Annotated in this window: 7 protein-coding genes; 6 read left to right on the forward strand and 1 reads right to left on the reverse strand. The window is 46.5% G+C overall.

What is annotated here, in order from left to right:
• Positions 1–236: 236 nt before the first annotated feature.
• The gene (locus tag ACX9NY_RS26090; protein ID WP_339305213.1) at positions 237–716 is read left to right on the forward strand and encodes a glutathione peroxidase; all 480 of its coding nucleotides are present in this window, start codon (positions 237–239) and stop codon (positions 714–716) included.
• A gap of 500 nt (positions 717–1,216) precedes the next feature.
• Positions 1,217–2,578: an FAD-dependent oxidoreductase gene (locus ACX9NY_RS26095; protein ID WP_339257747.1), complete on the forward strand. Its 1,362-nt coding sequence runs from the start codon at positions 1,217–1,219 to the stop codon at positions 2,576–2,578.
• Positions 2,579–2,880: 302 nt separating this feature from the next.
• On the opposite strand, the gene ACX9NY_RS26100 is transcribed toward ACX9NY_RS26095, so the two are convergent.
• Positions 2,881–8,442 (reverse strand): S-layer homology domain-containing protein, encoded by a 5,562-nt coding sequence (locus tag ACX9NY_RS26100; protein WP_472475936.1) that lies wholly within the window; start codon positions 8,440–8,442, stop codon positions 2,881–2,883.
• Positions 8,443–8,813: 371 nt separating this feature from the next.
• On the opposite strand from ACX9NY_RS26100, the gene ACX9NY_RS26105 reads away from it, so the two are divergent.
• The 4 genes from ACX9NY_RS26105 to ACX9NY_RS26120 all read left to right on the forward strand — a co-directional run bounded on the left by ACX9NY_RS26105 (position 8,814) and on the right by ACX9NY_RS26120 (position 14,693).
• Positions 8,814–9,665, forward strand: coding sequence for a formate/nitrite transporter family protein (locus tag ACX9NY_RS26105; RefSeq protein ID WP_339238333.1), 852 nt, complete (start codon positions 8,814–8,816; stop codon positions 9,663–9,665).
• A gap of 440 nt (positions 9,666–10,105) precedes the next feature.
• Entirely contained in the window at positions 10,106–12,169 is a 2,064-nt protein-coding gene (locus ACX9NY_RS26110; protein WP_472475938.1) for a molybdopterin-containing oxidoreductase family protein, read from the forward strand.
• Positions 12,170–12,352: 183 nt separating this feature from the next.
• A complete protein-coding gene (locus tag ACX9NY_RS26115) occupies positions 12,353–13,576 on the forward strand; it encodes an MFS transporter (RefSeq protein WP_339261535.1) in 1,224 nt (407 codons plus the stop codon).
• Between the two features lie 202 nt (positions 13,577–13,778).
• The gene (locus ACX9NY_RS26120) at positions 13,779–14,693 is read left to right on the forward strand and encodes a class I SAM-dependent methyltransferase (protein ID WP_339257745.1); all 915 of its coding nucleotides are present in this window, start codon (positions 13,779–13,781) and stop codon (positions 14,691–14,693) included.
• Positions 14,694–14,783: the final 90 nt, after the last annotated feature.

Genomic DNA, 14,783 nt, shown 5'->3' on the forward strand with positions numbered 1-14,783 from the left:
ATGGGCCATATGTGGTCCTTACATTATAGAATGAAGCCGCTATGCGCTATCGCAGGCGGCTCTTTTGCGTTCATGGGGAATTTGCAACGCATGGGAGCGAAGGGGAACGTGCAGACCCGGAATTTGGTAATCACATCGGATCAGGTTTATAATAATAAGACAGGCTGTATGTTCATTGGTTATATTAACGTGCTCGGAGCAGCCCAAACCAACACTTGTCATGGGAGGAATCAGTCATGTCCGTATATTCATATCAAGCGGTAACCACCGCGAACCAGGAAGTCTCACTGGATCTGTATCAAGGTAAGGTATTGGTCATTGCCAATACAGCTAGCAAGTGTGGACTTACTCCGCAATACGGTGAATTGCAAAAACTTTATGATCGTTATCGCGATCAGGGTCTCGTTGTACTGGGTTTCCCTTGTAACCAGTTTGGAGGGCAGGAGCCAGGTACAAGCGAGGAAGCCGAGTCATTTTGCCAAATTAACTATGGTGTGAATTTCCCGGTGTTTGCCAAGGTAGATGTGAATGGTGAGGATACACATCCCCTGTTCCAATACCTCAAGGAGCAACAACCTGGCGCAGGTGAAACGAGCGACATCCAATGGAACTTTACCAAGTTCCTTGTTAACCGTGAAGGTGAAGTGGTCGGTCGTGTTGAACCGAAAGAATCTCCGGAGACAATGATCGCAGATATTGAGAAGTTGCTCGGTTAAACCATGATTGTTTGAGAAGCCTGTCCTTGCATGTGCAAGGACAGGCTTCTTTGATTATTTTATATACGTGGCTTGTTGAGGGAGAACATCCGTTTTAATCATATCGGGTGTGGAGAATGGGCAGGAGCAGCAGAGCAGCATAGGGGATATTTCCTGCAGCTCTCATCAGGGGGACGTCAAGCGAGACAGGAACCACGCAGAGTACGACAAACATTGAACGACAAGGAGTTGCGGAAGCCATTCGCATAGCATAAATAGACCTAAATTCGGGGACAATGAAATCAATACAATGAAGGGAAGAAAGGCATAAAATACAGCGAGTGACCTCCTTCGACAATTTTTTTTTGTTTAACCTATTGCAATGTGAAAAAGATCACATTATAATAAGTGTATAAAGTGAAATAAATCACATACACAGTTTCGGATAAGAAGTGAAATATTTCACAACCATAATAACGTTATATTCAAACTCATTTATATATTTCGAGGAGGAACTTTTAATGAAAATCGCAGTTATCGGATGTACACACGCAGGGACCGCAGCCATCGTAAATACCGCCAAATTGTACCCGGATGCTACCATCACCGTGTATGAGCGCAATGACAACATCTCCTTCCTATCTTGTGGCATTGCGCTCTACGTAGGTGGGGTTGTGAAAGATCCTGACGGCTTGTTCTATTCTTCGCCTAATCAGTTGGCAGAGCTTGGTGTTGAGACCAAGATGCTTCATGAAGTTACAGCAGTCGATGCCAAAGGTCATACCCTTCAGGCTAAAAACCTGCAAACCGGGGAAGAATTTGAAGATACGTTTGACAAACTGATCGTGACCACTGGTTCATGGCCTGTCGTTCCGAAGCTGGAAGGCATTGAGATGGACAACATTTTACTTTGCAAAAACTACAATCATTCCAACACGATTATTGAAAAAGCCAAAGATGCCAAACGTGTTACGGTTGTAGGTGCCGGATATATCGGCGTTGAATTGGTGGAAGCTTTCCAGATGAACGGCAAGGAAGTTACCCTGATCGACAGTGTGGACCGGATTTTGAACAAATACCTGGACCCTGAGTTCACAGATGCGATTGAAGATACGCTGACTGGCCGCGGCATCAAGCTGGCTCTCGGTCAAACGGTACAGAAGTTTACTGGAGAGAATGGCAAAGTGACCAAGGTGATTACGTCCAAAGGAGAGTTCGAAACCGATCTGGTTATTCTCTGCATTGGTTTCCGTCCAAATACCGAGCTGCTCAAAGGCCAAGTGGATATGCTGCCAAACGGCGCAATCATCGTGGATAAATATATGCAAACGAGTCAAAAAGACGTCTTCGCTGCGGGTGACAGCTGCGCCATTCATTACAACCCGACAGGCAAAGCATCTTACATTCCACTGGCAACCAACGCCGTGCGGATGGGTACACTTGTAGCCCGTAACCTGGTTCGTCCTACGACACCGTATATGGGTACACAAGGAACATCGGGTATCAAAATATATGAGCAAAATATTGCTGGTACGGGGATGACGGAAACGTCTGCTGCTGACGAAGGTCTGATTGTGGAGTCGGTAGTACTGGAAGACAGCTATCGTCCGGAGTTCATGCCAACGGCGGAGAAACTGTTGCTCAAAGTGGTATATGAGCAGGCTACTCGTCGGATCGTTGGAGCACAGGTGATGTCCCAGGTTGATCTGACCCAATCGATTAATACGATCTCGGTCTGCATCCAAAACAATATGACCGTAGATGAGCTGGCCTTCATCGACTTCTTCTTCCAGCCACACTACAACAAACCGTGGAACTTCCTGAACACGGCGGGTCTGCAAGCACTGCCACCGGTAGAAGTAAAAGCACCAGCAATGGTGTAAGGAAGCAGAATCCATGCTAAGCAGTGAGCATGACAGACGACATACGAGGATAAGTCAGGGGTGTCCGAAAATGCGACATGTACAATTACTGCCGAGCTTACGAAACAAGGCAGACGATCATAAAGGAAAAGGAAGACTGGCGAGTATATCCTCAGTCTTTTTTTTTCATGAAAATCGTTACCTTTTGTATTGCGGCTACAGTTTCTTGATTTATATTAATGTCTATATTACGTAAGCTGATAAAATAAATAAACCGACCCACTCTTATAAAGTAGGCCGGTCTTCGAGCTAACTCATAATCTTTAGATTAGGTCGGATTTGTTTAACAGGCGCTGAATCAGAGTTGCTACTTCTGCACGCGTAACATTAGCTTTTGCTGCAAGCTGACCATCATTACGTCCGCTGATGAGGCCTGCCTTGGCTGTCAATGCAATGTTACCCTTCGCCCAGCTGCTGGCATCAGCGCTATCCTTAAACGCGGAGAGAACTTCGTTAGCATTCAGATCAGCGTATTGGTCTGCAAGACCTGTCAACTTCATCGCTCTCGCGATTAACGTCATGGCTTGTTCCCGCGTAATCGTGTCATTCGGGCGGAACGTGCCATCCTCGAAACCGTTAATTAATTCGTAGGAAGCTGCAGTCTGAACCGCACTGGAATACCAATCCTTCGTAGTGACATCCCGGAATGGTTGTGGACCTTCACCCAGCTTGAGACCCAATCCACGTACGACGATGGCTGCAAACTCAGCCCGTGTAATCGCTATGTCTGGATTGAATGTAGTATTGTTGACACCTTGGATGACCATACGAGAACCCATATCGTTTACCGCATCTTTCGCCCAGTGATTCTCCACATCTGCAAACGTCAGAGGGTTCCATACAATTCCGTACGTGCTGTTCGTCAAACTGTTAATCTCAGCATAAAATGTTCCTTGATCCAAAACAACCTTGGTTGGTACATGTCGTACTGTACCGTCAGGCTCCACAACAATCCCGGTTGTAATCTTATTCGGATCAATCTCGGCGGACAATGCAATTCTGCGTTCAACGTATGCATTGAACTTCGTGATTTCAGTCATTCGGCCGTTGTATTCTCCAGATACGGTGAAGTCAACAGGTGGAGCAATGAGTGTAAAATCACCTTGAGCTGCTGCATTTAATGCAATCTGATTCATGGTATCCGAAGAATTGGCTATCGTAATACGAACCACGATATCTTCCAGTTTCAGACCACTGCCGAGGTTTTTGGCAATTGCATCAATGTTAATCTCTGATGCAGGTAGCGTGTAACTTGCCTGATCCGTCTGGAGAACCAGGGTTGCCGACAGACGTTCCATACTTTTCACTGATTGACCGTTTAACTCGCCAACAATGACATTAGAGTATGATTTGACCGGAATAGTGACGATCGCCCGAGGGCCCTCTGCATCCAGCTTTGCTTGCAACCTCGCCGGATCCACGACAAGTACCGTGGTTTTAACACCATTCGCTTCCGTTGTTTTTATCTTACCTGCATTTTCAGTTTTGCCGTTGACGATAATGATGACATCTTCGTTGCTTGCATTGTTAGTACTATTGTTGCCGTTATTCGTGTTCGGATTCGTGGTGTTGCTTCCCCCAGAAGGTGGGGAGACGACGGGAACATCAGGATTACTGGTCCCTGGAGCAGGCTCATTCGTTACTGCAGATGAAGTCCATCCGAATCTTACAATCTTGCCTTCGATATCTACCTCAGCAATAGCGATTTTATCTCCGTTTGCTGCGTTGATTAAACCATTGTTCGGCCAGTTTTCGTAGCCTGTAGCTACATCACCAATAGATGGAACGTTGATATTTCCGCTACCAAAATTTTTGTAAACAAAGCGGTGTCCATTAACCTGAATTGCAGGAGTTACTGTAATGAGTGTTTTGCCGTTATTTGTTAACCCGCTAGGATCAACAGCGACCACGATCAGGTCGGTCGCAAGATTCGCAGTGAACTCAAGTGATGTTTCCGTTCCGGCTGGAACAGATCCGTTTGCAGCTACTCGCACCTTAACTGTATGTTCACCGCTGAGGTCAGGGGCATTACTTCCGTTAAACAAGATATAGGCTCCATTATCAACTTGATATTCCATGGAAGTGTCCAACCCGATAATGGTGTTGTTCTGGTCATCCGCAGTGACATTCGGTGCAGCAGGGATTGATGCACTGGAACCTACAGTTACTGGTGTTTCTGATGATGCAAACGTAGAAGAGGTTGCTTTGGTACGAACATAATACGTACTTGGCTCCAATCCTGTAACAGTTGTGTTAGCGATAGCTGTCCATGCGCCGTTGATGTCTTTTTTGTATTCCATTTGATCGGTTACACTCGTAAGGGTTCCATCATGAGCACCGCTCAATGTTTGATCGGTCTTGCCGATATCTGTTGGAGCCGCAGGACGCGATGGAATCACCAATGTTTGAGCTGAGCTATCTGTAGTTGTTGTGCCGTTACCTGTTTGTACGATAGACAACGTGGTACCGATCCAGCTGTTGTTTATCGCGATCTGACCTGAACCATCTGCAACGGCACTTGCGCCGTTGATGGAATATGGAGCGTTAGGCACGAGTCCTGTCAGTTGCTCATCTGCATAGATGATAACAGCGGCTGGTGTTGCTTCTGGTGTAGCAGACGCCGAGCCAATGGTCACTGGTGTTTCCAGTGATGCAAACGCAGCAGAGGTTGCTTTGGTACGCACATAATATCGATCTGGTGAGAGATTCGTAATTTTAGTGTTATCAATAGCTGTCCATGCGCCGTTGACGTCTTTTTTGTACTCCATTTGATCTGTGATATTCGTGATTGTTCCATCACTCGCTCCATCAAAGGTTTCATCGGTCTTGTCGATTCCGGTTGGAGTCGCAGGACGCGATGGAATGATCAATGTTTGAGCGGAACTGTCTGTTGTGGTGGTGTCATTACCTCTTTTCACAATGGACAACGTGATTCCGATCCAATTGTTGTCTATGGTGATATATCCTGAACCATCTGTAATAACGTCCGCTCCGTTGATAGAGTATGCTGCATTAGGCACAAGTCCAGTCAATTGCTCGTCCACATAGTTGATTACAGCGGCTGGTGTTGCTTCTGGTGTAGTAGCTGCCGAGTCAATGGTTACTGGCGTTTCCAGTGATGTAAATGCAGAGGAGGTTGCTTTTGTACGAACATAGTACATACTCGGCTCCAGTCCTGTAACAGTTGTGTTGGCGATAGCTGTCCATGAGCCGTTGATATCTTTTTTGTATTCCATCTGATCTGTGACATTCGTAATTGTACCATCCTGAGCGCCGATTGATGTTTCATCGGTCTTGCCAATGCCAATTGGAGTTGCAGGACGAGATGGGATGACCAATGTTTGAGCTGAACTATCTGTAGTTGAGATGCCATTGCCCGTTTTTACAATGGACAGCGTAGTTCCCATCCAACTATTGTCGATAGCGATATGCCCTGAGCCGTCCGCGGAAGCACCAACTCCATTGATTGAGTATGCAGCATTAGGAATAAATCCTGTCAATTGCTCATCTATATAGCTGATTACAGCGACTGGAGTTGTTTCAGCTGTAGCTGTACGGTTTATGGTTACTGCATAATATTTCACGGTTGTGTTATCGGCTGCCGTCACCTTAATGTATGCAGTGGTACCTCCACCTGCGGTGAGCGGGATTGTTGAGTTGCCTGTAACTGCACCTGTGGTATAGTCACTGTTGCTGAATAACTCAATCTTGGCTTGATTGTCTGCCAGTACAAGATCGGCTAGTCCCAGTGTTGAGGTCGTGTCAGATACGTTAACTGTCCAGCTAACCGCTGTCCCAGATGTTGTTCCATCTCCGCCCCTTGGAGCACTGTCAGTCTGTCCAAGTACATTGGTTAGACCCGCGTTGTTGCTGCTCGGTGCAGCATCTCCGAGTACAATCCGTGCGTTGTCATTACCTACAATATAGAACTTTCCATCATGATAAATAACGGAGTTGAGTCCCTGACCACTTATACCGAATGTATTCTCATCATAAGGTGTCCAATTCACCAGATCAGAGGAAGAATACATAATGTATTCATCTGTACTTCCATATAAGATCCCCGCTGTTACATAGACGCCATCACCGTAAGCGATTGCTTTTAAATCGACTGCGTTGACATTATCGATGCTATGTCTGATCCACGTTGAACTATTATTCAAAACTCCGCTTGACTCCAAGACAAATGGGTTGCCAAGTTCATCGGAGCCAGTGACTACATATTTCCCATTAGCGTAGGTAACATCACTAAACAGGTAATATTTTGGAGCATCATAATTGCTAAGTGAGACTATAGGCTCCCAATGTAATCCGCTTGCGTCCGCCTGCCAGACTCCGCTTTCCCCGAAAGCAATATAATCTCCATTTACAAACTTCACATTAATACCATAGGTGCTCCCCAGGTTATCACCTTTCGTCCACAAGGTGCCGTCAATAGAAGACAGGCTATCGCCCTTATCCGTTACTGCAACAAAACCTCCACTTGCACCATAGGTCAGCGCTACCACTCTACCCGTTACACTTGCGGGAAGATCACTGAGTATCCAATGTTCACCATCAGTGGATACCCCGATTCTTTTACCCATGGCAACAAAAGTGTTATTCCCGTAAGTAACTTTGGAAAACCCTTCCTTAGGAAGTGTCTGGCTGGTTGTACTTAAATGCTCCCAGTCGCTCGTGGAATGCAGTATAATTCCATCCGTTGTATCATTTCCATAGAGTGAATCACCGACAACCACCCATTTGCTACCGTTATAAGCGATGCTCTGAAGATTTCCCGTGATTTTTTTCCATTCGGACTTGTCTGCAGTAACAACGAGGCTATTCGGAGCGGAGGTCACCAGGACCATACCCGTTCCATTCGAAGCTGCAGATTGGATGATCATATTGGTTACTGTGGGCTCCGAAGTCCAATTTACGCCGTTATCCGTGGATGAGTCCAGTTTACCTGCCTGACCGAAACGATAAAGTGTTGCTCCGACTTTGACAGTACCCATTGTATTGTCATAAGAGGGATCAGTTACAAACGATATTCCATCAGTGCTGGAGTAACCAATCGTTGAATTTTTAATAAGATATAGCTTTCCATTATAGATCGAGAATCGTTCCAACGAGGAAGTACCATTCAAAAAACCATTCGTCCAACTACTTCCGTTACTTGAATATGCATAACCGGAAAATACATTACCACCGACAACAAATTTCCCTGATATATAGGCCATATCCATTAAATAAAAGTTTGAGCTAGAAGTACCGTTTGAAGGCCAAATTTTTGGCATGGTACTCCATAACGTCCATGTTGCTCCATCCGAAGATGAATAAATAATGCCGACATCTTGCGCTCGGTCGCTGGCATGCCATTTTCCACCAACAGCATAAAAATTGCCGTTAATATAAACGACTTTTTGCAAAATGTCACCATTAATTCCCGATGATTTGTCAATCCAAGTCTCACCATCAGACGAAACGATCAATCTTGCTTTATTAGGAGTAGATTCCACCCCTACTGCAACATATACATTGTTTGCATACACAATGCTTCTCCATGATGTTTTTTCGTTAGAAACTCCTGTATTCACTACAGCCCAATTTAATCCATCTATGGATTGAACAATACGTCCCTTTTCACCCACTGCAGTGTATTTCCCGTTAGCATAAACGACGTTTCCCAGATTACGATCAACGTTGTTATTAACCGCGGATAGTATGTTCACATTTCCGTTAGTGGAGGCATGAGCTTGAGGAAGAAGGACATTAGGGAGAACCAGAGTGAATATCAAAGCATACATCAAAACTGTTCTCCAGCGTAAAGATTGTTTGAACATGTTTAACCCTCCTAGTATCAGTTGATTTTCTATGAAATGATCTACAGAAAATCATTTGATGATGTGTATAATATGGAACTGATTCCGACCCCAGCCCTTCCCCAAAAAATTTAATTAAATATGTGTGTTTATTATACAAATTGATTCTGAACAATTTCTGAACAATTTCCTTCATATAAATGTAAGTTTCTATACCCACCGCATTGAAACGAAACAACGCCTTTTAAAGCATATTTTTAAATTACATTGTGATAATTTGCACAAAGTTTCGTGCTAGACCCATATACAATTGAGATATGGCATTCAACGTATCAACAAAGAAGTTCAGGTGTTTTATTCCACGAAGAACAATGAAGGAGAGGATGAATGATATGGCAGCAAAAACACCTCTTGAGGTTGCTCAATATACGGCGCAAACAGGCATGAAGAAGGCTCAAAATCCGGTGTCTTCTGTACTGGTGCTTAGTTTTCTGGCAGGTGCTTTTATTGCGCTGGGTTTTCTACTGGATATTCGGGTGATTGCATCTGCGCCGGCAGAGTGGGGAAGCTTGGTTAATCTGATCGGTGCGGCGGTGTTCCCGGTTGGATTGATGCTAGTACTCATAGGTGGTGGAGAGCTGCTGACAGGTAACATGATGGCTGTTCCGCTCGCGACGATTGCTCGAAAGTTATCCGTAGGTAGCATGTTGAAAAATCTAACATTAGTGACGATTGGTAACTTTGTTGGAGCTTTGTTTGTCGCGTACGCGTTTGGACATGTGCTTGGTCTGACTGGAGAGGGTGTATATCTGGCTAAAGTGGTGGATATGGCTGGTCACAAGTTGCATGACGGATTCCTGCAGGCTTTTATCTCCGGCATTGGCTGTAACTGGCTGGTCGCGTTGGCTGTGTGGCTATCTTATGCATCGGATACGATGAGTGGCAAGGTACTGGGCATTTGGTTTCCAACGATGGCGTTTGTGGCCATTGGATTCCAGCACGTTGTGGCTAATATGTTCCTTATCCCTGCGGCAATCTTTGAAGGGCATTATTCGTGGGGCCAATATGTAATGAATTTCATTCCGGTATGGCTTGGGAATCTGACTGGAGGTGCTCTGTTTGTAGCTGCAGCCTATTGGGTGGTGTACCTGCGCCAAGCTGAGCCTAAAGTGAAACCAGAGGTAGCGACGTCAATTGAACCTGTGGAGACGGAGGCTAGAGTGATGTTGAGCAAGCAGGCGTAGCGGAATAACATTACAATGCACGACCCGAAACTTGTGCTTCATATCACTTAGAAGTGAAGAGGATTCTGATCTTGCTCCGTTTCATGGCGAAGATGCTGTGAAGGAGCAGGTCGGAGTCTTTTTTGTGGTGTTTTTGTTCGATTTTAACGCAAAATAAATTCGCCATGAAAAGGTTCGGGGGAACGAAACCTGTTCATGGCGAATTTCGGGAGTGGTCCATGATATGGCATGAGGAGGAAGTGGGGAAACACTAGCCTAATGCCTTGTTTTTAATTTACCCCTGAATTCTGAAGTTGAATCAATTGGCATAACATTTTTTTAAAAATATTTTGAAGCCGCTATAGCGGTGAATATGAAGCAAAAAAATACTGCTCTCTTTACGTGATAACCTCGAAGAAGATATGATATAGGGATAGCTTTTGAAGAGGGGGAGCCATACGATGATCGATCAAGAGAATGGGGTATTTGCAGCGGTATGCCCGCTCGATTGTCCAGACACTTGTGGTCTGTTACTACATAAAGAGAACGGTAAAATTGTGAAGGTGGCAGGCAATCCGGACCATCCGATAACCAAGGGTGCCATTTGTAATAAAGTTAGAAATATGACGGAGCGGGTATATCACCCCGAGCGTCTGCAATATCCGATGAGACGTGTTGGAGCCAAGGGTGAAGGCAAGTTCGAACGAATCAGTTGGGATGAAGCAATCAGGGAGATTACGACCAAGTTCACTGCATTGTCCGAGACCTACGGATCGGAGAGCATCCTGCCCTACAGCTTCTACGGTAACATGGGCATTCTCGGCGTAGACGGCATGGATCGACGGTTCTTCAATGCACTAGGTGCAAGTGTGCTGGAGCAGACGATCTGTAATGCCGCCGGAAATACGGGCTGGAAATATACGATGGGCGCCAACCATGGAACGGTGCCAGAAGATACGGAGCATGCAGATCTTATTCTGGTATGGGGCGGCAATATCGTCAGTACGAATATGCACCAGGTCGTTTTGGCGGAGAAAGCACGCAAGAAGGGCGCCCAGATCGTCGTAATCGACGTTCATCGCAATCGTACCGCTCAATGGGGAGACTGGTTTATTCCGCTGTACCCGGGCACAGACAGCGCACTGGCGCTCGGATTGATGCATGTGCTGTTTGAACGGGGACTGACGGATGAAGCATTTATGCAAGAGTATACGGTAGGACACGAGGCACTACGTGATCATGTCCGCAGTTACACCCCTGAACGCGTTGCGCGCATTACTGGTGTGCCGGAGGAGACCATTGTGAAGCTGGCCGAAATGTATGGTAACGCACAGGCAGCCCATATTCACATCGGCAATGGCCTCCAGCACCATGATAATGGGGGCATGAATGTGCGTAGCGTAGCTTGTCTGCCTGCCATTACAGGGCAATGGCTGAAGCAAGGCGGCGGTGCCGTGCGTACCAACAGCTACGCGAGCACGAATAGCGATGCGCTGGAACGTCCGGAACTGCGGCAGAATTCGGAGCCGCGGGTGGTGAACATGAACCGGATTGGTGAAGCGCTGCTGGAAGCGGAGCAGCCGATCCGGGCCATGATGGTCTACTGCAGCAACCCACTGGTGGTGGCACCGGATACCGAACGAGTGGAGCGAGGTTTTGCACGGGAAGATCTGTTCACGGTTGTGCATGATCTGTTCATGACGGATACAGCAAAATATGCAGATATCTTGTTGCCGGCCACCTCTTCATTTGAAGCGACGGACCTGTATGCCTCCTATTGGCATCAGTATGTTCATCTGCAAGAGCCGGTGATTGCACCGATTGGGGAGAGCAAGAGCAATGTGGAACTGTTCTCACTACTTGGGCAGGCTATGGGGTACGATCCTGCAATCTTCGGAGAAACGCCGGAACAGATGATTAAGGATGCACTCCAGGATACAGGTAATCCTTACATGAATGGAGTTACGTTAGAAGGACTGAAGGAACACCGATTCATGAAGCTGGATATGACACCACATGCTGCATTTCTGGATCAGCTGCCTACGCCTTCAGGCAAAATCGAGTTGTATTCGGAGACAATGGAACAGCGAGGGCTTCCGCCGCTCCCTACCTATAGCGCTCTGATTGAAGGATATGATGGGGAGAATCCGGCTGGACCTGCCGATACGTATCCGCTGATGTTCCTCTCGCCGCCGAACCATAATTTTCTGAACTCCACCTTTGGCAATTCAGCCAAACACCAGCGTTTGGAAAAGATGCCTCTTTTGCAAATGCACCCTGAGGACGCTAACCGCAGAAACGTGGAGGATGGAGATGCAGTGATCGTATGGAATGATCGTGGGCGTATCGAACTTACCGCCAAAGTAAGTGAAGCCATGTTGCCGGGAACCGTCATCAGCCAAGGCTTATGGTGGGATGGTGAAGGCAAGAAGCAACGGGCGAATTCGCTGACGTCCAATCGGTTGTCGGACATGGGTAACGGGGCTACCTTCTTCTCGGCCACTGTCGAAGTGAAGCGTCAATGAGTGTGCTTGCAGCGCGATTTTTTTGAGGTAAGATGAACAAAGAACAGAATGTAGCTGGATATAAAGAGCAATACAGGTAACACTTCCAAAGGCCTTCGCTCTGGCTGGTTATGCCGTCAGGGCAAAGGTTTTTTTGGTATGGGAACACGTTTGTAGCGTATTAAGGAGAATGAACTAGAGATGATGAGATGGCTGGATAACTATCCAAAAGAAGTGAAAGTTTTTTTGCTGGCAAGTCTGGTTAACGCAACCGGTAGTGCCTTAATGTGGCCGCTGACCACCATGTATGTGTTTGATGAGCTAGGACGAACGATGGCTAACGCGGGTTTTGTAATCCTTATTCAATCCCTAGGTGGCATCTTCGGACAATTGCTTGGAGGGTCACTGTACCATCGGGTGGGCGTTAAGAAGCTGATTATTGGCTCACTGGCGCTGAATGCGTTAGGTTTGTTTGCGTTGCCCTGGATTAGCGCGTACTGGGTTATATTTATATGTGCCATGGGCTGGATCGGTCTGTTCAGTTCATTGTCGCTGCCAGCGATTCAGGCTTTTATCGGCTTCCGGTTTGCGGAGCGACGCGGTGAATTATTCAATATTATCTATGTAGCGAACAATATCGGGGTGGCGATTGGTACGGCACTGAGTGGTTTTCTCGCTGACTTTTCCTATCACCTCAGCTTTGTACTGAACGGAGTGACTTCAGCCGGATTTGCGCTGTTCTTCTGGTATTATCTGTCGCGGGTTGAACCGGATCAGGGGGAAGTACATCTGACGAAACGCAAAACCGTCCCCGATGGGCCGGGCGTCTGGGCATTGCTGGGCAATACCCGATTATATCTGTTTATGAGCTTGGGCGTGCTGTTCCTGTTATTCGGCAATTCCATCTGGAACACAGGTGTGTCACCGTACATCATCTCTGAGGGGATGGAAAAAAGAATGTACGGTCTGCTCTGGACCCTGAACGGGGTGCTGATCTTTGTAGGCCAACCTTTCACCAGTTGGGTGAAACGGACCATGGCCCGTACCTCAACGGCCCAGATGACCGCAAGTGCGGTGTTCTATGGCATGGCCTACATTGTCATGATTACCATGTACAGCTATCCGGGCATGGTGCTCGCCATGGTACTTGCCACATTTGGAGAGATGCTGATTTCCCCTGCAACCCCTGCATTTATCTCGGAGCACGCGGGCAGGGCGGCCCCTTTTTACATCGGGATATCGGGTGGAATCGGTGCGGTTGGACGGGTTATCGGCCCATATGCGATGGGGGTCATGTATGACAAGCAAGGACTTATACCTGTCGCGTGGCTGGCAACGGGCACAGCGGCAATTGCGGTAATGGGTTTTGTGCTGCATGCGGTGTTGAACCGTAATCGTGAAGTGAAGGAGTATGGGATGGATACGTAACAGATCCAATCGGGTTGAACAGGATGTGGAAGAACGGGTTGAAGTGGACGGTAAATCCACTTTAATCTGTCTCCTCATCCGTAAACTATGGTTGACAAAAAAATGTTTTTATGCTATAATTTACATATAAAATTATTCCGTATATAATAAGATTCTCCTGGCCAGGGAGAATCTTATTTTTGTTTGTACGGGAGGAATAAGTATGAAGCAAAATGAATCCAGTATCACATCATTGATTTCGACCTTTGGCCGAGCCTATCATTGCCAACATGATACACCTCTTATTTTCAATGATTTTATCGCTAGTGCCCTTATCACTCCTCAAGAGTTTTCAGATATCAGCAATAACATGGTTAAAGGCATTCATTTTTTCAACCCGGATATGGCCCACCAGCTCAAGGACGACCCGGAAAAGGTTCTAAAATGGATAACCCAGATACAATTATCTCCAATAACTCTGGCTCGAGCCGCTTACTGTGAGCATGTACTTTTGCATGAAGTGACGTTGGGATTGAAGCAGGTAGTCATTCTTGGCGCCGGAATGGATACGTTTGCTTGGAGGCATCCGGAATTGGAGGACACGCTGGATATCATTGAAGTGGACTATCCGGCTACACAGCAATTCAAGAAGGAGCGGCTGAAGCAGGCGAGGCTGACTGTTCCGGATAATCTTCACTTTGTACCCATGGATTTTACGCGAGAGCTTTCAAATGACAGCTTGACTCTTGAAGGTTTGGAGAAACGTAAGACGTTGGCCAGTCTCTTGGGGGTTTCGTATTATTTGCCCAAAAATGATCTATTTAACGTGATTCGTCATGTGTTTGCGAACCTGCCATCTGGAAGCTCTATAGTTCTGGATTATGCAGATGAACACCTTTTTGAGGAAAAAGGGAGATTTAATCGGGTTGAAAATATGGTTAAATTGGCTGCAATGGGCGGTGAGCCCATGCAATCCGGCTACGCATATGTGGAGATGGAGGCCATGCTTGAAGAAGCAGGGCTGCTTATTTATGAGCATCTCACTCCGGAGGCGATTCAGGAACAGTTTTTCCAAGATCGAATTGATCATCTAAGTGCATTTGAAACGATACATTTCATTCACGCAGTAAAAAAATAAATCGATCCGGCAAGTATGGTCACCAATATAGCCCGTATTTGCATAGTAGATGCTAACCTTCACCCTATAGCGGGGTGAGGGTTGTTTTGT

It is taken from the genome of Paenibacillus sp. CB74 (assembly GCF_055687625.1).

What these genes read in the sequence shown, in the direction of transcription:
- ACX9NY_RS26090 (WP_339305213.1), top strand. Translation starts at nt 237, where the DNA reads ATGTCCGTATATTCATATCAAGCGGTAACCACCGCGAACCAGGAAGTC.
- ACX9NY_RS26095 (WP_339257747.1), top strand. Translation starts at nt 1,217, where the DNA reads ATGAAAATCGCAGTTATCGGATGTACACACGCAGGGACCGCAGCCATC.
- ACX9NY_RS26100 (WP_472475936.1), bottom strand. Translation starts at nt 8,442, where the DNA reads ATGTTCAAACAATCTTTACGCTGGAGAACAGTTTTGATGTATGCTTTG.
- ACX9NY_RS26105 (WP_339238333.1), top strand. Translation starts at nt 8,814, where the DNA reads ATGGCAGCAAAAACACCTCTTGAGGTTGCTCAATATACGGCGCAAACA.
- ACX9NY_RS26110 (WP_472475938.1), top strand. Translation starts at nt 10,106, where the DNA reads ATGATCGATCAAGAGAATGGGGTATTTGCAGCGGTATGCCCGCTCGAT.
- ACX9NY_RS26115 (WP_339261535.1), top strand. Translation starts at nt 12,353, where the DNA reads ATGAGATGGCTGGATAACTATCCAAAAGAAGTGAAAGTTTTTTTGCTG.
- ACX9NY_RS26120 (WP_339257745.1), top strand. Translation starts at nt 13,779, where the DNA reads ATGAAGCAAAATGAATCCAGTATCACATCATTGATTTCGACCTTTGGC.